General features: G+C 72.3%; 14 protein-coding genes and 2 pseudogenes. 11 read left to right on the top strand and 5 right to left on the bottom strand.

Annotation, left to right across the window (positions count from 1 at the left end):
• Positions 1-5 precede the first annotated feature (5 nt).
• Both Pflav_RS17250 and Pflav_RS45710 read right to left on the bottom strand, forming a co-directional pair.
• Positions 6-2,081: a hypothetical protein gene (locus tag Pflav_RS17250; RefSeq protein WP_173037079.1), complete on the bottom strand. Its 2,076-nt coding sequence runs from the start codon at positions 2,079-2,081 to the stop codon at positions 6-8.
• Positions 2,082-2,645: 564 nt separating this feature from the next.
• On the bottom strand, positions 2,646-2,906 hold the full coding sequence (locus Pflav_RS45710; RefSeq protein WP_232072828.1) for a hypothetical protein: 261 nt from the start codon (positions 2,904-2,906) through the stop codon (positions 2,646-2,648).
• 202 nt (positions 2,907-3,108) lie between these two features.
• Between Pflav_RS45710 and Pflav_RS48780 the strand changes: the two are divergent.
• From Pflav_RS48780 to Pflav_RS17230, 4 genes and pseudogenes are all read left to right on the top strand, one after another.
• Positions 3,109-3,348: pseudogene (locus Pflav_RS48780) on the top strand (M48 family metalloprotease); the annotation flags it as partial.
• A 17-nt stretch (positions 3,349-3,365) separates the two neighbouring features.
• On the top strand, positions 3,366-3,731 hold the full coding sequence (locus Pflav_RS47470) for a M48 family metalloprotease (protein WP_173037078.1): 366 nt from the start codon (positions 3,366-3,368) through the stop codon (positions 3,729-3,731).
• Positions 3,728-4,777: a hypothetical protein gene (locus tag Pflav_RS17235; protein ID WP_173037077.1), complete on the top strand. Its 1,050-nt coding sequence runs from the start codon at positions 3,728-3,730 to the stop codon at positions 4,775-4,777. Before Pflav_RS47470 ends, Pflav_RS17235 begins: the two co-directional genes overlap by 4 nt.
• Before the next feature lie 49 nt (positions 4,778-4,826).
• On the top strand, positions 4,827-5,450 hold the full coding sequence (locus tag Pflav_RS17230) for a hypothetical protein (RefSeq protein ID WP_173037076.1): 624 nt from the start codon (positions 4,827-4,829) through the stop codon (positions 5,448-5,450).
• Positions 5,451-6,518: 1,068 nt separating this feature from the next.
• Here the strand turns inward: Pflav_RS17230 and Pflav_RS17225 are convergent.
• From Pflav_RS17225 to Pflav_RS17215, 3 genes are read right to left on the bottom strand one after another with little or no spacing between them, the layout of a single operon-like run.
• Positions 6,519-6,701: a hypothetical protein gene (locus tag Pflav_RS17225; RefSeq protein WP_173037075.1), complete on the bottom strand. Its 183-nt coding sequence runs from the start codon at positions 6,699-6,701 to the stop codon at positions 6,519-6,521.
• A 52-nt stretch (positions 6,702-6,753) separates the two neighbouring features.
• Entirely contained in the window at positions 6,754-8,529 is a 1,776-nt protein-coding gene (locus Pflav_RS17220) for an ABC transporter ATP-binding protein (RefSeq protein WP_173037074.1), read from the bottom strand.
• A complete protein-coding gene (locus Pflav_RS17215) occupies positions 8,526-10,214 on the bottom strand; it encodes an ABC transporter ATP-binding protein (RefSeq protein WP_173037073.1) in 1,689 nt (562 codons plus the stop codon). The genes Pflav_RS17220 and Pflav_RS17215 overlap by 4 nt, the downstream gene beginning before the upstream one ends.
• A 32-nt stretch (positions 10,215-10,246) precedes the next feature.
• Here Pflav_RS17215 and Pflav_RS17210 point away from each other — a divergent pair, with 32 nt between their 5' ends.
• From Pflav_RS17210 to Pflav_RS17180, 7 genes and pseudogenes are all read left to right on the top strand, one after another.
• Positions 10,247-11,254 carry a FecCD family ABC transporter permease gene (locus tag Pflav_RS17210; protein ID WP_173042473.1) on the top strand — a complete coding sequence of 336 codons (1,008 nt, stop codon included), beginning with the start codon at positions 10,247-10,249 and terminating at the stop codon, positions 11,252-11,254.
• Positions 11,255-11,361: 107 nt separating this feature from the next.
• Positions 11,362-12,281: pseudogene (locus tag Pflav_RS48775) on the top strand (FecCD family ABC transporter permease).
• Between the two features lie 304 nt (positions 12,282-12,585).
• Complete coding sequence (locus tag Pflav_RS17200; RefSeq protein WP_173037072.1) at positions 12,586-13,347, top strand: DeoR/GlpR family DNA-binding transcription regulator; 762 nt, start codon at positions 12,586-12,588, stop codon at positions 13,345-13,347.
• A 76-nt stretch (positions 13,348-13,423) separates the two neighbouring features.
• Positions 13,424-14,734: an ABC transporter substrate-binding protein gene (locus Pflav_RS17195; RefSeq protein ID WP_173037071.1), complete on the top strand. Its 1,311-nt coding sequence runs from the start codon at positions 13,424-13,426 to the stop codon at positions 14,732-14,734.
• Positions 14,731-15,666: a carbohydrate ABC transporter permease gene (locus Pflav_RS17190; protein ID WP_173037070.1), complete on the top strand. Its 936-nt coding sequence runs from the start codon at positions 14,731-14,733 to the stop codon at positions 15,664-15,666. The genes Pflav_RS17195 and Pflav_RS17190 overlap by 4 nt, the downstream gene beginning before the upstream one ends.
• Positions 15,663-16,469 carry a carbohydrate ABC transporter permease gene (locus Pflav_RS17185; protein ID WP_173037069.1) on the top strand — a complete coding sequence of 269 codons (807 nt, stop codon included), beginning with the start codon at positions 15,663-15,665 and terminating at the stop codon, positions 16,467-16,469. The genes Pflav_RS17190 and Pflav_RS17185 overlap by 4 nt, the downstream gene beginning before the upstream one ends.
• Positions 16,466-17,407 (top strand): zinc-dependent alcohol dehydrogenase family protein, encoded by a 942-nt coding sequence (locus tag Pflav_RS17180; RefSeq protein WP_232071517.1) that lies wholly within the window; start codon positions 16,466-16,468, stop codon positions 17,405-17,407. The genes Pflav_RS17185 and Pflav_RS17180 overlap by 4 nt, the downstream gene beginning before the upstream one ends.
• The last annotated feature ends 40 nt before the right edge of the window (positions 17,408-17,447 follow it).

The following is a 17,447-nucleotide window of genomic DNA, read 5'->3' as shown; positions in this document are numbered from 1 at the left end:
ACCGCTCAGCAGGGTCGGCTCGTGACGGCGGTCGCGCGCAGGATCAGGTACCGGCCGTCGGCGGTGGTGGTGAGCGCGTAGGTCAGGTCCCAGCGCGTGCAGGTCTCCTGCTCCCGCCCCTTCGGGCCGAACCCGGGATCCTGCTCGCTGCGGAACGTGAGGCGCGCCTGGGCCGTGCCCCCGCTGGCGCCGCCGGACCCGATCGACAGCAGGCGGATCTCCGAGTCGGTCGTGGTGGACACACCCGCGGCGAACGCCTGCCGCTCGGCCGGGTCGCGGGGGTCGATGACGCCGGCCGGGTCGTAGTGGGTGACCGCGAGGTTGTAGTCGCGGGCGTTGATGGCCGCGAAGTACTGGTCGAACATGCCCGCGATGGCCGGCGCCAGAGGGTCGTCGCCGACGGCGGTGGTGTCCACCAGACCGACGGCGGTCGGCGTCGGCGCGGCGGTGGGCTCGCCGCTGGGTGAGCCGGTCGACCCCGTCGGGCCGGTGGAGGCCGTCGGGTCAGCATCGCCGGTCGAGGTGGTGGCCGGCTGGGACACGGGCGGTGGCGCGGGCGCGCCGACCGGCTCGCCGTCGTCGTCAGCGACCGTGGTGAGGATCGCGGCGGTGCCGGCAACGGCGATCACGACGGCGGCCGTGGCGGCCGCGACGAGGACAGCGGCCCGGCGCCGCCGGGGTGGCGGGTCGGGCGACCGGTGCGCACCGACCAGCGGTTCGGTCACCGGCTCGGCCGGCCAGAGCGGAAATGTCGGCGCCGTCGCCCCGGCGTCCGCGCCCGGCAACTCACCGGCGGACCGCGACGCCCCCTCACTCCCGAACAGCGCCGGCTCGTCCGCGGATGGCGAAGGCGTCTCGCGCTGGAACGGCGAAGGCGTCTCGGACCCGGGCGCAGAAGGCTGGACCACGAACGGAGATGGCGCCTCAAGCGAAGACGGCGCCTCAGATGGCGGACGGTCGGGTCGGGCGTGGGTGTCGGGGGTGATCGTGTCGGGGGAGCGGCCCTGGGCCGGCACGCTGGGCAAGTCGTCCGGACCGAGGGTACCGGCGTCCGGTGACCATCGGGGCGACGGCACCGTCGCGAAGGGTGCGGGTCCCGGGAGGGGCGGCAGGGCGGGAGGCGGCCCGCCGGTGGGGCCTTCGGACTCCGGAGAGCGGGCGGGAGCGGGGATGACGACGTCCCCAGGCGGGGAAGCCGGCGGGTTAGCGGACAGGGAAGCCGGCGGCGGTGTGGGCGCGGCCGGCGGGGACGGCCTCGGCGGGGCCACAGTGGATCGTCGTGCTGGGCGGCGCGGGCCGGCGAGTCGGGCGGCGGTGGTGAGCGCGTCCGTCCAGGTAGGCCAGTCCGGCGGTGTGCCGGCCGAGGCCAGGGCGGCGAGGTCGGGGTGGCGGCCGGCGTCGACGGCGTGGGCGAGCACGCCCGCCACCAGCGCGCCGAACGTGAGCCCGGCCTCGGCCGCGGGCGGCGGGGTGTACGGCGGGTGGCCGCCCACCAGCATCGTGTCGCAGCGGGTGGCGAAGCAGTGCACGTCGCCGGCGGCGGTGACGAGGATCGTGTCCGGGTCGAGGCCGCCGGGCGTGACGTCCCACTCCGACAGGGTGCCCAGCAGCGCGGCGAGGTCGAGTAGGAACGCCAGCCGCACGCCTTCCGCGCCTTCCGGCGCCGGCCACTCGCCCAGGAGGCCAGCCAGCTCGCTCGCGGAGGCGGGCTGATCGCCTCGCGAGGCGAGGAGGGCGCGGGCCACCGTCGGGCGGAAGGTGAACGCGTCGGGTGCCTGGCGGGTGAGGTAGCCGGTCACGTCCGAGCCTCGGGTGACCAGGGCGGCGGGCCAGGCCGCGCGTTCGCAGAGCCAGCGGGCGGCGGGGTCGCCGATCTCGCCGAGCAGCGCTACCGCCCGGCCCAGGGCGTCCGGATCTAGGCTTTCGCGCTGGGTCGGGCCGTACTCGCGGTAGACGGCCGGCCAGGCCTTGTTGATCCGGACCGCGGGGACCGCGAGCAGCCTGCCGGACGGCTCGTCGCCGATCGGGGACGTCCCGCGTAGGCGGTCGAGGTCGAATGTGGGCACCCGAGTGGCTTTCATGCACGTCCCTGTGCATTTTGCGAGATCGCCATCAGCTGCCGTCCCTAGATCGGCATTCCCGCCATTCGCGCGGCCACCAGTAATACCGAATGAACCGACCGCGCACAATGGCCTATCCGAATCGAGACCTTACCGTGCGTAGAAGCCGCTTGACGGGATAAGCCGGGGCACACCACTATTGCCAACGCGGAAAATCGGCGTGCGGTGGATCTAGACACGTTCTCACGAATGGGAAGGCAGCCCGGTGCGGTGCTCGCAGTGTGGGGAAGCGCTGATCGCTCCGGCTGAGCGCTGCCCAGCCTGCGACGCGCCCGTCGACGCGGTGACGGCGGCCCCGGCGCCGGCGGCGGCGGCCCTGCCACCCCCGCCCCGGCCCGTCGTGCCGCCGCCGAGCCGTCCCGCCCCGTCGACCGTACCCGCGCAGGCTCCTCCGGTCGTGGCCGCCGACCTGCCGGCGGCGGCCCTCGTGCCGGCGCAGCGCGGACGCCCCGCCACCCCCGCATCGGAGAGCGGCGGGGTGCCGGCGGTCGGGCGGCTCGGGCTCTTCTCGCACCGGCCGGCCGGCTACTCGTCCGCCGGGTGGTGGCTGATGGCCGGGATCGGGCGGGACTGGCGGGCGACGGTGGCGGCGCTGGTCGGCGGCTGGTTCGGGCTGCCGGTCGCGATCGCGCTCGCAGTCGCCGGCGCGGTGGTCGGCGGCATCGTCGGGCTTGTCGGCGGCGCGGCGGTCGCGGGCGAGGCGCTGGAGGACGTGCCGGTGGTGGGCGAGGTGCTGGTGCAGTTCTCCACGCTGGGCGGTGGCGGGCTGGGGGCGCTCGGCGGCATCGTGCTGGGCGTGTTGGGCGTGTTGGGCGGGTTCGCCGGTGGCCTGCTCGCGCCGTGGCTCGTCGACTACCTCGATGATCCGGTCGTCACGCTGATCGTGGTGCTGCTCAACATCGTGCTCGGGCTGGCGGTCGGCGTGCTCTACGTGGTGTACGGCACGGTGCTGGAGCCCTGGCGGCTGCGGCTCGGCGGCGCGCGGCGGATGAGCCGGCGGGAGGAGGAGTTCCTGCTGCCGATCATGCACGAGTGCGGTCAGCGCATGGGCCTGGCCAACCTGCCTCGCCTGCTGATCGACGACGGGCGGCTGCCCAACGCGTTCGCGTACACGCGGCACATCGTGGTGCAGCGGGGGCTGCTGGTCGAGTTCGAGTACGACCGCGAGGCCGTGGCCGGCGTGCTCAGCCACGAGCTCGCCCACTGGCACAACGCCGACGGTGTCGCCGGGCTCTTCGTGCGGGGGTGGCGCTCCCGCTATACGTGGCGCACCGGGCCGCGACGCTCGTGCTGCAAGTCTTCGACAACAGCATCGTGCGCTTCCTGGCGATCTCGGTCGCCTGGCCGGCGCTCACCTCAGTGCGCTACTTCATCGTGCCGCTCCAGTCGGCGTCGGCACGGCGCGCGGAGTACCGGGCCGACCAGGGCGCCGTGCTCGCCGGCCACCGCGACGGCCTGCGGCTGGTGCTGGGCCGGCTGCGGCGCAGCGTCGACGGCAGCCGCAACGGGTGGGACGAGGCGATCTGCGCCTCGCACCCGCCGACCGAGCTGCGGCTCGAGGCGCTGGAGCGCGAGGGCGTCGACTATCCGCTCGTGCCGGTCCGGAGGTGAGCGTGCTCGTCGACATCCAGACCCCGTGCGCGCGCTGCCGCGTGGAGATCTCCGGCATGGCGCCGTACTGCCGCAACTGCGGTTACGCCCAGCCGGCCCACGAGGCCGAGGCGGCCGCCGCTCGCGCCGCCGCCGAGCCGTCCGCACGGGCCGCGCTGCTCCCCACCCGCCCCTCGCCGGCCGCGCTGATCTCGCTGCTCGTGGTCGTCGCGTCCATCCTCGCGGCCACCACGCCCATCCTGGTCGTCCGGTCGGTGTTCTTCGGCCCGGCCGACAGCGTGCACGACTACTTCGAGGCGCTCGCCGACCGCGACGCCGGCGCGGCCTGGCGGTACGTGTACGCCGAGGGCAGTGGCCAGGCCGGGCCCCTCGCCTCGCTGAGCGGCCCCGACTACACGCCGCCGGACCAGTTTCGGCTGCTCAGCGTGGACACCGACGGCGACCGGGCCACGGCACAGGTGTCGTACCAGATCTCCGGTACCGAGTACCGGGAGGAGTTCAGGCTGAGGCGGCTGGGCGGTCCGGAGCACACCTTCCAGCGGTGGGACATCGAAAACGCACTCCGCGCGCTGCCGGTCTCGGCGGTCGGGCTCAGCAGCGTGACGGTCGCGGGCACACCCGTCTACCCCGGCCAGAGCGGGCAGATCATGGTCTTCCCCGGGCGGTACACGGTGCGGGCGCCGGAAACGCCGCTCGCCGACGCCGAGCCGGTAACGGTGAGCACCGGCGGCCAGCAGGGGCGACGCTCACGCCACGGCTGCGGGCCACGGCCCAGGAGGCGGTCGAGAAGCAGCTCAAGGAGTACCTGGACGGCTGCGCGCGCCAGGAGGTGGCCGAGCCGGAGGGCTGCCCGTTCCAGTACAGCGGCTTCTACGAGATCACCTCCATCAAGTGGCGGATCGTCGAGTACCCGCGGATGCAATATCAGCTCACGCCCGAAGGCCTCGCCTTTGCCCAGACGGCGGCCAACGGGACCGTGGAGGGCACGGCGCGCACCATGTCGACGTTCGAGCCGACCGATGTCGTACGCCTGGCGCTCGTCGTGAGCGGGCAGATCACGACCAACGGCACGGACGTCGTATTCACGGTGACGCAGTGACCCAGGGTGACAAGCCCCGGTGGCCGGCGCCACCGGAGCCGTACGGCGCGTTCGCCGTCGTCGACAGTCTCGGCGGGGTCGCCGCCCCGCTCCTCGCGGGCTTCGCGGTCGCGCTGATCGGCCTGCTCATCCCCGGTGCCGAGAGCCTGCGCTACCCGGACGCGGCCCTGGCGCTCTTCGCGCTGTCCGCGGTGCTCTTCCTCCAGGTGGTACAGCTCAACGCCCGCGCCCGCGGCTACGCGGTGTCACCGGCGCAGGTGCGCGAGTGGTACCCGGACTTTGACGACCCGGCCCGGCAGGCGGTCGTGGCGTGGGAGCTGCGCCATCACCGGGCGTCCTGGGCGCATCTGGTACGCCGCACCCGCACCCGCTACAACGTGGCGATCCTCGCGCTGACCGCGGGACTGATGGTGGCCCTCGTGCCGCGCGGCGGGATCGGGCCGCTGCGGGTGGTGGCGATCGTGGTGTTCGGGCTCTTCGCGCTACTGGAGCTACTCGAACTCGCCGACCGAGGGCTGCGCGGGCGCCGGGTGCCGGGGCTGGTCCGGCGGATCGTGCACGCGGCGGCGCCGTCCGACCCGCCCGTGCCGCGCCCGCCCTACGAGCCCCCGCCCCCGTAGGCCGTAGGACTACCAAACGATGACAAATTGAGCTACCGCGACGTCCGCGGTGGTCCGGACCGCTGCTCCCGCGGCCTCACCCTCCGCGGTCCACAACCCCGCCCGCCCGTGGGCCGGCGGCGGGCCGCCGCCCCAGTGGCCTCTGGAGCTGGGCGCACCGACGCGCCCGCCCGGCTCGGCTTGGCCGCCGGCACTCAGGCCCGATTCCGGGCCGCCCGCGACGCGGCGACCCGAAGCCTTCTGGATCTAGTCGACTTTTCTGCTGCCAGGACGACATTAAGTCGACTAGATCCAGAAGCCACGGTGCGGGCTTGTCCGCAGTAGTGCTTGGGCGCAGGGTGTTTCGCCTATTTGTCCGTACTGCCCAGCTCCAGAACCGAGTGATACCGGCCCGCGACAACCACGCAGACCTGGTTTCCCTTGATCAGCGCGTTGCGCCGGCGCCGGCAAGCGATCGTGGTACGCAGCTGCCCCTATGGAGGCAGTTAAATACCACGATCTGCCAGATAGCTTCCAGCCATAGCACCGATCAAGGCAAACGAGTGACCTTGGTTCCTTGGTGGCTGCCAGCGCGACGGGAACGCGCCCAAAGACGGCTGAACGCTCAAGATTCGCGCAGGCCGCACCCCTCTCAGTGCCGTCCCGTCGGTCCTCGACCCGCTTGTTCTTGGAGCGGGCCAACGCCCGGGGCGCCACCACCCGCGGACCGCAACGCACGGCACGGACGCTGGCGCCCCGGGCGTTGGTCTGCTCTGCTCTTGACGGGTCGAGGACCGACGGGACGGCACTTCCCCCATCCCGGAGGCCGGAGATCCCCGCCGGAGGCAAGAAATGGGGTAACCGCAACTCCTCCTTCCACGGAGGAAGCCTCCCCGTCCAATGGCCGGCGGCGAGCGCGGCCACCCGGCGGTGGCGTGCGGGTTGGGTCGGTTGTGAAGCGCGGAGGGTGAGGCTGCGGGAGCGGCGGTCTGGACCACCGCGGACGTCGCGGTAGCTCAAAATCTCGATCCTGGGGAGATCCGCAGTCACCATTGTGGACAGAACCGACGACCCTGACTCCAAAGGTCCCTAGTTTTCCCATTCGTCGGCGCGGGTCGCCTCGCCGGGGGTGTCGCCGCGCCAGGTGCCGGTGTCGTCGCAGGAGTTCATGTGGGGGGCGCCGGGCGGCACGTAGCAGATCGGGCAGCGGGCGTCGCCGGTGTCGTCGTACCGGCCGTACATCCCCGGGTCGCGGTCCCTGTACCAGTCCACGTGTCGCATTCTCGCAGGACGCTGGCGAACCGCAGTCGGGAATCAGTCCCGATCATTGTGCGCTTTCCGGCGGAACATTTCGCGGACGTGTGGTGGACCAGGCGGCCCAAAGCGTGGCATACCGCCCGGCGGCCGCGACGAGGTCGTCGTGCGTGCCGGACTCCACGACCCGGCCGCCCTCCAGCACGATCACCCGGTCGGCGGTGGCGGCCTGGGTGAGGCGGTGCGCGACCACCAGGGCGGTACGCCCCGCGAGCGCCGCCGTGGCCGCCTCCTCCAGCACCCGGGCACCCGCGCTGCCGGCGTCCGCGGTCGCCTCGTCCAGTACCGCGATCGGCGGGTCGGCCAGCACCAGCCGGGCGAGCGCGAGCTGCTGTGCCTGCGTGACGGTGAGCGCGTGCCCACCCTCACCGACCACCGTGGACAGACCGTCCGGCAGCGCGTCCGCCCAGCGCAGCGCGCCGACCCGGTCGAGTGCGGCGCGCAGCTCGTCGCCGGTCGCGCCGGGCCGGGCGAGGCGCAGGTCCTCGTCGAGGCGGCCGGCGAAGACGTGTACCTCCTGGGTGATCAGCGCGACGGTGCCGCCGGTCGCGGACGGGCCGAGCTCGTCCAGGCGTACCCCGCCGAGGTGGACCGTGCCCGACGTCGGCTGGTGGATGCCCGCGACGAGCTTGGCCACCGTGGTCTTCCCAGCGCCGCTGGCGCCGACGAGCGCGACCCGCTCGCCGGGCTCGATGTGCAGGTCGACGTCGTGCAGCACCGGGTGGCCGGGCAGGTAGGCGTGGCCGAGGCCGGCCGCCTTCACCGAGCCGCCGGTGACCTCCGCGGCGGCGGTCTCCGGTGTGGCCGGCAGCGACGCGACCCCGACGAGCCGGGCGAGGCCGGCGGCGGCCACCTGCGCGTCGTCCACAAGGGACAGCGCGACGTTGATGGGGTTGAAGAGGTTGTGGAAGTACAGCGCCGCCGCTGTCGCGGTGCCGATCGTCGCGGCGTCCGCCCGTACCAGCACGAAACCGGTGACGAGCACCGCGCTGAGCCCGATGTACTCGGCGAGGTTGAGCCGCCCGAAGAACCGCGTCATCAGCCGCACCGCCCGCAGCGTGAGCGTGACGGTGGCGGTCGACCGCTCGGTGACGAGGTCGACGTGGCGGTCGGCGAGGCGGAACGTCCGCACTGTCGCGGCCCCGCCCACGGTGTCGAGCAGTTGCTGCTGCTGCGCGCCGACGCTGACCCGCTGCTCAGCGTAGAGCGGGATGGCGCGGCGCGCGTACCAGCGCACGGTGTGGGCCTGCACGGGTACGGCGAGGAGGGCGGCGAGCAGGAAACGCCAGTCCAGTACCGCGAGGGCCACGAGCGTGAGCACGATGGTGAGCCCGGAGCGGGCCAGCTGGGGGAGCGCGCGACGGACGGCTTCGGCCACGATGGACACGTCGGCGGTGACCCGGGCGCTGAGGTCGCCGGAGCCGGCCCGCTCGATCCGTTCGAGGGGCAGCCGCAGCGCCCGCGCCACAAACTGCTCGCGGAGCCGCGCCAGCATCTCCTCGCCCACTCCCGCGACGAGCGCCACGCCCAGCGCGGTGAGTCCACCTTGGACGAGCGCGACGAGCACGAGAAGCACGATCGGCGTCGTGAGCGCGCTGGCCGGGTGGCCGTCCGCGACGAGGTCGACGATCCGGCCGAGCAGCGGCGCGGTGAGCAGGCCGGCAGAGGTGGCCGCGACAAGCACGGCGAACGCCCCGCCCGTCTTCAGCAGCCGCCCGCGCAGAAGCCCACGCACGGCCGCCCACGTCTCCCGCCCGGTAGCGGTAGGAAGCAGTTGCTCGCTCATGCCAGCACCGCCGCGCGGTAGGTGGGATCGGCCGCTACAAGGTCGGTGTGGCGGCCCACGACGGTGACCGTACCGCCGTCGAGGACCGCTACCCGGTCGGTGGCCGCGAGCAGCGCGGGGCTTGTCGTGACGACGATCGTGGTGCGGCCGGCGCGCATCTCGCGGATGCCGGCCGCGATCCGGGCCTCGGTCACCGCGTCCACCGCCGTCGTCGGGTCGTGCAGCACGAGGACCGGTGGGTCGGCGGCGAGCGCGCGGGCCAGCGCCACCCGCTGGCGTTGGCCGCCGGACAGGGACTGGGCGCGTTCGCCGAGGACGGTGTCGGCGCCGTCCGGCAGGCCGCGGGCCACCTCGTCAGCCGTGGCGGCGGCCATGGCTCGGGCGACGGGTCCGTCACCGGCGGCCCGCACCGGGGTAACGTTCGCCATCAGGGGGCCGGCGAAGAGCGTGGTGTGGTGGGCGGCCACGAGGATGGCGGCGCGCAGGTCCGCCGGATCCAGCGTGGACAGTGGCGTGCCGTCCAAAGTCACCGTCCCCTGTGGTGGGTCGGCGTCCCGGGCGAGCGCCGACAGCAGGGCCGTCGCGGCGGCCGGGTCGGGCGCGACCACGCCGAGCAGCTCACCGGGGGCGACGTCCAGGTCCACACCGGACAGTGGCCCGTGGTGCACGCCGCTCAGGCAGACGTGCCCGCGTACCGGATCGGGCAGTGGGGCCTCGCCCCCGGCGACCGCCGGCGGTGCCGCCAGGACGGCGGCGATGCGCTTGGCCGACGCGCGGCCCTGGGCCAGCTCGGCGTTGACCCAGGCGAAGAGCTGGAGCGGGCTGAGCAGGAAGAGCGCCAGGCCGACGGCGGCCACCAGGTCACCCACGCTGATCTCGCCGCTCGCCGCCAGGCGGCCGCCGACCAGCGCCACCACGGCGATGAAGACTCCGGTCAGGGCCAGGATGGCGCCGTCGTGCGCGGCCTGCGCGCGGGCGGCGCGCACCGTCGCGGCGAGCGACTCCTGGCTGGTACGGCGGTACCGGTCCACCGCCGCGCGCTCGGCGCCGATGCCCTTCAGCACCCGCAGCCCGGCGACAAGGTCGGCGGCCACTCCGGAGGCGTGGGCGGCGCGCTCCTGCTCCACGGCGCTGCGGCGCTCCAGCGGGCGGCCCAGCAGGTGGCCGAGCCACAGCAGCGGGGGTGCGCCGAGCAGTACGACGAGGCCCAGCGGTACCGAGATCCACAGCAGGGCGGCGGCGCTGACCAGCAGGCCGGTGAGCGCGGCGATGGCGGACGGGAGTACCACGTTGACGCCGCCCACCCGCCGCGCGTCGCCGGTGGCGATGTTGGTCAGCTCGCCGGCGAGGCGGCCTGTCTCGGCACCGCCCCGGGGGTCGAGGATGCGGCGGGTGAGGCGGACCCTGAGGTCGTGGCCGGCCCACTCCGACGCGCGTTCCGCCGCCCGGGCGCCGAACCTGTAGCTGGTCGACAGCGCCGCGAAGACCGCGCCGAGCACCGCGAGCCACAGGACCAGGCGGGTCACCGAGCCGGTCGCCACCGCGCTGTCGATAACAACACCGATAAGCACCGGTACGAGCGCTTCCCCCGCCTGATGCCCGGCGGCCAGCAGGGCGGCTTGCCCGACATGCCGCCTCTGTCCACCGATCGCGCGGCCCAGGACGGTACCTCTATCGCCTCGCATAGTAAGGTGAGGCTAATCTAACCACCGTGCGTATGGCGAGAGGGGCGGCCGGAGTGGCCAAGGGCGGCGGCTTGCTCGTCGCGGTGGCCGCGCTGCTCCTGGTGTTCCTGCTGAGCGTGTGGGTGGGGTCGAAGCAGATCTCGTTCATGTCGGTGTGGAGCGTGCTCTGGCACGACGACGGCTCCAGCGACGCGGCGATCATCCACGAGCTGCGCATCCCGCGTACGTTCCTCGCGGTCCTGGTCGGCGCCGCGCTCGGGCTGGCCGGCGCGCTGATGCAGGGCGTGACCCGCAACCCGCTCGCCGACCCGGGGCTGCTCGGCATCAACGTGGGTGCGGCCGCCGCCGTGGCACTCGCCATCGCGTACGCCGGGGTGACAAGCGTCATCGGGTACGTGTGGTTCGCGTTCCTCGGAGCGGCCGTCGTCTCCGTGATCGTGTACGTGATCGGCTCCGCCGGCCGGGCCGCCACCCCCGAGCGGCTCGTGCTGGCCGGTGCGGCGGTGAGCGCGGCGCTCGGCGCGGTCACGTACGCGGTGTTGCTGCTCGACCCCGAGGCGTTCAACCAGTTCCGCTACTGGGTGGTGGGCTCGCTGGCCGGGCGGCGGTCGGACACGCTCGTACAGGTGGCGCCGTTCATCCTGGTCGGCATCGTGCTCGCGCTGCTGCTCGCCCGCCCGCTCAACGCGCTCGCGCTCGGCGACGACGCCGGTCGGGCGCTCGGCGCGCACGTGGGGCGTACCCGGGCGCTCGGCGCGATCGCGGTCACGCTGCTCTGCGGGGCGGCCACCGCCGCGGCCGGGCCGATCGGGTTCGTGGGGCTGGCGGTACCGCACGCGGCCCGCATGCTCGTCGGGCCGGACCAGCGGTGGGTGCTGCCGTACTCGATGGTGCTCGCCCCCGTGCTCCTGCTCGGCGCCGACGTCATCGGTCGGGTGGTGATCGCACCCGCCGAGCTCCAGGCCGGCGTGGTGACCGCGTTCGTCGGCGCGCCGGTCTTCATCGCCCTGTGCCGCCGCCGAAAGCTGGCCCGCCTGTGACTACGCTGCGCACCCCTGGCGACGGGCTGTCGATCCGGGTACCGAAGCGAGTGCTTGCCGTCTGCCTCGGCCTGGCGCTCGCCGCGGCCGGCGTCGGCGCGGTCACGATGACCACCGGCGACTACCCCGTACCGCTGCTCGACGTGCTCAAGGCGATCGCCGGCCAGGGGCCGCCCGGCTCCGACTTCATCGTGATGACGCTGCGGATGCCGCGGCTGCTCACCGGGATCCTGGTCGGTTTCGCGCTGGGCGTGAGCGGAGCGGTCATGCAGCGCCTGTCCGGAAACTCGCTGGGCAGCCCGGACGTAATCGGCTTCACCAACGGCTCGGCCACCGGCGCGGTCATCGTGATCCTGCTGCTCGACGGCGACATGTACCAGGTGGCGGCCGGCGCGATCGTGGGTGGGCTGGGCACGCTCGCGCTGGTGTACGGCGTCGCCTTCCGCCGCACGCTCTCCGGCATGCGGCTGATCCTCATCGGCATCGGCCTCGCCGCGATGTTCTTGGCCCTCAACAACTACCTCATCGCGCGGGCCAGCCTCGACGACGCGATCGCCGCGCAGGTGTGGCTGATCGGCAGCCTCAACGGGCGGCGGTGGGACCACGTACGGCCGCTCGCGCTGGCGCTGCTCGTCCTGCTGCCGCTGGTGCTCCACTATGGACGGAAGCTGGCCATGCTGGAGATGGGGACGACACCGCGCGGGCGCTGGGCGTACCCGTGGGGCGTACCAGAGGCGTGTTGATCCTTGCCGCGGTCGCGTTGAGTGCGGTCGCGACGGCGGCCGCGGGGCCGATCAGCTTCGTCGCGCTCGCGGCGCCGCAGGTCGCGCGGCGGCTGACCCGGTCGGCGGGCCCCGGCCTGATGGCCGCCGGGCTGATGGGCGCGCTGCTGCTGATCGTCAGCGACCTCGCCACGCAGCGGATCTTCGGATCGACGCCGCTGCCCGTCGGACTGGCCACGTCGGCCATCGGCGGCGTCTACCTCGCCTGGCTCCTCACCCATGAGTGGCGCCGCACCCGGGCCTGAAAGCGAGCGCCGACCGCGCCGCACCCGAGCGCTCACAGCGCCGCACCCGCAGCGTGACGCGGGCGCCGACGGCGTCGCACCCGAGCGCGCTCACAGCGCCGCACTCGGGCGTGAAGCGGGCGCTTGCCCCGCCCGTTCGGGCATCCGCAATACAGGTCTAAATCCGATTTGCGCAAGGGAAAGCGTTGCTCCCACGCGTCCGAACGGGCAAAGTCAGGCGTAGGAACCCGCGCTGTGAACCGGCTCACACCGTTTCGGCGGTGTTAGAACATGGTTACGCCCGCGGCCGGGAGGGAGATGCGCGATGAACGCCGACGAGCGGCAGCACCGCATCCTCGTACTTGCCCGTGACAACGGCGACGTCGACGTCGGCAAGCTCGCCGCCGAGCTGGCCGTGGCGCCCGAGACGATCCGGCGTGACCTGCGCACGCTGGAGCAGCACGGGCTCGTCCGGCGTACGCACGGCGGGGCGCGCGCGGTGGAGACCGCCCGCTTCGAGACCACACTCGCGATGCGGACCACGCGCCGGGTGCCGGAGAAGCGCCGGATCGCGGCCGCCTGCGCCGAGCTGGTGGGCGACGCCGAGACCGTCTTCGTCGACGAGGGGTTTACGCCCCAGCTGATCGCCGAGGCGCTGCCCGCCGACCGGAGCCTGACCGTGGTCACCGCCTCGCTCAGCACCGCCGCGGTCCTTGCCACCAACCCGGCCACCACCGTGCTGCTGCTCGGCGGCAGGGTACGCGGGCGCACCCTCGCCACAGTGGACCACTGGGCCACCGCGATGCTGGCCGGCTTCGTCATCGACCTCGCGTTCGTCGGCGCGAACGGGATCTCCCGCGAGCACGGCCTCACCACACCCGACCCGGCGGTGGCCGACGTCAAGGCACAGGTCGTCCGCGTCTCCCGGCGGCGCGTCTTCGCCGGGGTGCACACGAAGTTCGGGGTGAGCAGCTTCTGCCGCTTCGCCGAGATCTCCGACTTCGAAACCATCGTCACGGACGCGGCGCTGCCCGCCTCCGAGGCACACCGCTACTCCCTGCTCGGTCCGCAGGTCCTGCGGGTCTGACCGTCCTTTGAGTACCACCCTTGGGAGGTTTGTCGTGTCACGCCGCCCCTTATTTGTTGTTATTTCCGCACTTGTCATGACGCTCGCCGCCTGCTCCGGCGCGGGTGGCTCCGGTTCGAGTAGTGACGGGGACAGCAAGACGATCACCGCGCTGATGGTGGGCAACCCGCAGATGGAGGACATCGCCAAGCTCACCGCGGACTCCTTCACCAAGGAGACCGGCATCACGGTGAAGTTCACGATCCTCCCGGAGAACGAGCTGCGCGACAAGGTGACCCAGGATGTGGCCACCCAGGGCGGGCAGTACGACGTGGTGACGATCGGGGCGTACGAGGCGCCGATCTGGGCCAAGAACGGCTGGCTGCACGAGCTGTCCAGCTACGCCGACAAGGACTCCGGCTACGACTCGGCCGACCTGCTCCAGCCGATGGTCAAGTCACTGTCCGGTGAGGACGGCAAGCTGTACGCGGCACCGTTCTACGGCGAGTCCTCGTTCCTGATGTGGAACAAGGAGCTCTTCGCCGCCAAGGGCATCACGATGCCGGAGCGCCCCACCTGGCAGCAGGTCGCCGGCTTCGCCGCCCAGCTCAACGACAAGCAGGCCGGGGTGGCCGGCATCTGCCTGCGCGGGCTGCCCGGCTGGGGCGAGGTCTTCGCGCCGCTCACCACCGTGGTGAACACGTTCGGCGGCACCTGGTTCGAGAAGGACTGGACCCCCAAGGTGAACTCGCCGGAGTTCACCGAGGCGACCAAGTTCTACGTCGACCTTGTGCGCCAGTACGGCGAGGCGGGCGCGTCGCAGGCCGGCTTCACCGAGTGCCTCAACACGTTCGGGCAGGGCAAGGCCGCGATGTGGTACGACGCGACCTCCGCCGCGGGCACGCTCGAGGACGCGTCCGCCTCCAAGGTGGCCGGCAAGGTCGGCTACGCGTACGCGCCGGTGAACAAGACCAAGTCCTCCGGGTGGCTGTGGGCCTGGGCGTGGGCGATGCCGAAGACCACCAAGCAGGCCGACGCCGCGTGGCAGTTCGTCTCGTGGGCCACCGGCAAGGAGTACGAGAAGCTGGTGGGGGAGAAGATGGGCTGGTCGCGGCTGCCGGCGGGCAAGCGCGCCTCGACCTACGACCTGCCGGAGTACAAGCAGTCGGCCACCGCGTTCGCGGACATCACGCTGAAGGCGATCGAGGAGGCGGATCCGACGAACCCGGGCCTCCAGCCGCGACCCGCGCTGGGCGTGCAGTTCGTCGGCATCCCCGAGTTCGCCGACCTCGGTACCAAGGTCTCCCAGGAGGTGGCGTCGGCGATCGCCGGCAAGACGACGGTGGAGAAGGCCCTCGCCGACGGGCAGAAGCTCGCCGAGGACGTCGCGGAGAAGTACCGCAAATGAGCTCCGCCGCCACTTTGGAGAAGGCGCCTGTCCGGTCCGCGACCAAGCGGGCCGGGCCGGCGGCCTCGCGGCGGGACAGGTGGTCCCGGCGGGCGCCGCTGCTCCCGGCGCTGGTCTTCGCGATCGTCGTGACGCAGGTGCCGTTCCTCGTCACGCTGTACCTGTCCACGCTGAGCTGGAACGCGCTGCGGCCGGGCTCCCGCGACTTCGTCGGCCTGTCGAACTACGGCACCGTGCTCTCCGACGGCCGGCTGCGGGCCGCGCTGCTCAACACAGTGGTACTGACCGCCAGCTCGGTCGTCGTGTCGGTGCTGCTCGGCCTGGGGCTGGCGATCCTGCTGGACCGCAAGTTTCCCGGCCGGGGCATCGTGCGGACGCTGCTGATCACGCCGTTCCTCGTGATGCCGATGGCCGCCGCGCTGCTGTGGAAGCACGCCATCTACAACCCGTCGTACGGCCTCATCAACGGCGTCCTCGGCGGCGACACCGACTGGGTCTCGAACTACCCGATGGTCGCGGTCGTCGCCACGCTCGTGTGGCAGTGGACGCCGTTCATGATGCTGATCATCCTGGCCGGCTTGCAGTCGCAGTCGCTGGAGACGCTTGAGGCGGCACGCGTGGACGGGGCGAGCGCGTGGCAGACGTTCCTGCACGTCACGCTCCCGTACCTGCGGCCGTACCTGGAGCTCAGCGCGCTGCTCGGCTCGATCTACCTGGTGCAGACGTTCGACGCGGTCTTCACGATCACGCAGGGCGGGCCGGGTACGGCGACCACCAACCTGCCGTACGAGATCTACCTGACCACGTTCCGCAAGTTCGAGTACGGCGAGGCGGCAGCGGCCGGCGTCGTCGTGGTGATCGGCACGATCGTGGTGGCCACGTTCGCGCTGCGGGTCATCTCCGGTCTCTTCCGGATGGAGGTGCAGCGATGATGAGGCGTCTACCGTGGACGGTGCTCGCCTGGGCGTGCGGGCTCGTGTTCTTCTTCCCGGTGCTGTGGATGGTGCTGACCGGCTTCAAGCGCGAGGCCGACGCCGCCTCCAACCCGCCCACCTGGATCCTCGCGCCCACATTGGACGGTTACCGGGAGGTGTTCGACCGGGACCTTACCCCGTACCTGCTGAACTCGCTGATGGCCAGCCTCTTCTCCACGCTGCTCGTGCTGGTGCTGGCCACGCCGGCCGCGTACGCCCTGTCGCTGCGGCCGGTGGCGAAGTGGCGGGACGCGCTGTTCTTCTTCATCTCCACCAAGATGTTGCCGGCGGTCGCCGCGCTCCTCCCCATCTACCTGGTGGTCAAGGAGCTCGGCATGCTCGACAACGTCTGGACCATGGTGATCCTCTACAGCGCCATGAACCTCCCGCTGGCCATCTGGATGATGCGCTCGTTCCTGCTGGAGGTACCGGCGTCGGTGTTGGAGGCCGCGGAGATGGACGGCGCCGGGCTGCTGGTCTCGATCCGCCGGGTGCTGCTGCCGATCGTCTCGCCCGGCCTGGCCGCGACCGCGCTGATCTGTTTCATCTTCTCCTGGAACGAGTTCTTCTTCGCGGTCAACCTGACCGCGACCCGCGCCGGCACGGCGCCGATCTTCCTGGTCGGGTTCATCTCCTCCGAGGGACTGTTCCTGGCCCGGCTGTGTGCCGCCGCCACGCTTGTGTCCCTGCCCGTCGTGCTGGCCGGATGGCTGGCGCAGAAGCAGCTCGTGCGGGGCCTGTCGATGGGAGCTGTCAAGTGAAAGCCGCCGTTGTCGTCACGCCCGGGCAGATCGCGATCGAGAAGGTGCCCGACCCCACCCCGGGACCGAGGGACGTGGTCGTGGAGGTCGCCGGCTGCGGCATCTGCGGGACGGACCTGCACATCATGGACGGCGAGTTCGCCCCGGCGTACCCGATCATCCCCGGCCACGAGTTCGCCGGCCGCGTCGTGGAGGTGGGCAGCGCGGTCACCGAGCTTTCGGTGGGGGAGCAGGTGGCCGTGGACCCGTCGCTGCACTGTGGAGAGTGCTACCAGTGCAAGCGGGCCCGCGGCAACCTGTGCGAAAACTGGAACGCGATCGGCGTCACCAAGCCCGGCGGCGCTGCCGAGTTCGCGCTCGCCCCGGCCGCCAACTGCTTCCCCCTCCCCGACGGCGTGAACGTCGCGGACGCCGCCCTCATCGAGCCGCTGTCCTGCGCGGTACGCGGCTTCGACGTCCTGCCGCGGCGGCTCGCCGACCACTACCTCATCTACGGCGCCGGCACGATGGGCCTGATGATGATGGAGCTGGCCAAGCGGGCGGGCGCCGCGTCGGTGTCCATGGTGGACATCAACCCGACCCGGCTGGAGACCGCCCGCCTGCTGGGCTGCACGGCCGCGGTCACCACGGCGGACGAGCTGACCGCCCCGCGCGGCTGGGACGTGGTCGTAGACTGCACAGGCGTGGAGGCGGCGATCACCGACGGCCTGGCCCGAGTCGGCAAGGGCGGCACGTTCCTACAGTTCGGCGTAGCGTCGTACGGCGCCCGCGCGGTCATCGAGCCCTACAAAATCTACAACCAGGAAATCACCATCACCGGCTCGATGGCGGTGCTGCACAGCTTCGACCGAGCCGGCGAGCTGTGGGCCGGCGGCCTACTCCCCGCCGACGTCTTCGTCAGCCACCGGTACCCCTGGACGACTACGCCAAGGCGATGACCCAGTTCCGCGAGGGCGTCGGACGCAAAATCCAGATCGA

The sequence above is a fragment of the Phytohabitans flavus genome (genome assembly GCF_011764545.1).
GTDB classification, from domain to species: Bacteria; Actinomycetota; Actinomycetes; order Mycobacteriales; family Micromonosporaceae; genus Phytohabitans; species Phytohabitans flavus.
The sequence above is the reverse complement of the archived record's forward strand: the minus strand, read 5'-3'. Positions and strand labels throughout refer to the sequence as shown.

What these genes read in the sequence shown, in the direction of transcription:
- Pflav_RS17210 (WP_173042473.1), top strand. Translation starts at nt 10,247, where the DNA reads ATGGCGAGAGGGGCGGCCGGAGTGGCCAAGGGCGGCGGCTTGCTCGTC.
- Pflav_RS17250 (WP_173037079.1), bottom strand. Translation starts at nt 2,081, where the DNA reads ATGAAAGCCACTCGGGTGCCCACATTCGACCTCGACCGCCTACGCGGG.
- Pflav_RS17195 (WP_173037071.1), top strand. Translation starts at nt 13,424, where the DNA reads ATGACGCTCGCCGCCTGCTCCGGCGCGGGTGGCTCCGGTTCGAGTAGT.
- Pflav_RS17185 (WP_173037069.1), top strand. Translation starts at nt 15,663, where the DNA reads ATGATGAGGCGTCTACCGTGGACGGTGCTCGCCTGGGCGTGCGGGCTC.
- Pflav_RS17190 (WP_173037070.1), top strand. Translation starts at nt 14,731, where the DNA reads ATGAGCTCCGCCGCCACTTTGGAGAAGGCGCCTGTCCGGTCCGCGACC.
- Pflav_RS17220 (WP_173037074.1), bottom strand. Translation starts at nt 8,529, where the DNA reads ATGAGCGAGCAACTGCTTCCTACCGCTACCGGGCGGGAGACGTGGGCG.
- Pflav_RS17215 (WP_173037073.1), bottom strand. Translation starts at nt 10,214, where the DNA reads ATGCGAGGCGATAGAGGTACCGTCCTGGGCCGCGCGATCGGTGGACAG.
- Pflav_RS17200 (WP_173037072.1), top strand. Translation starts at nt 12,586, where the DNA reads ATGAACGCCGACGAGCGGCAGCACCGCATCCTCGTACTTGCCCGTGAC.
- Pflav_RS45710 (WP_232072828.1), bottom strand. Translation starts at nt 2,906, where the DNA reads ATGCCGCCGAGCGCCCCCAGCCCGCCACCGCCCAGCGTGGAGAACTGC.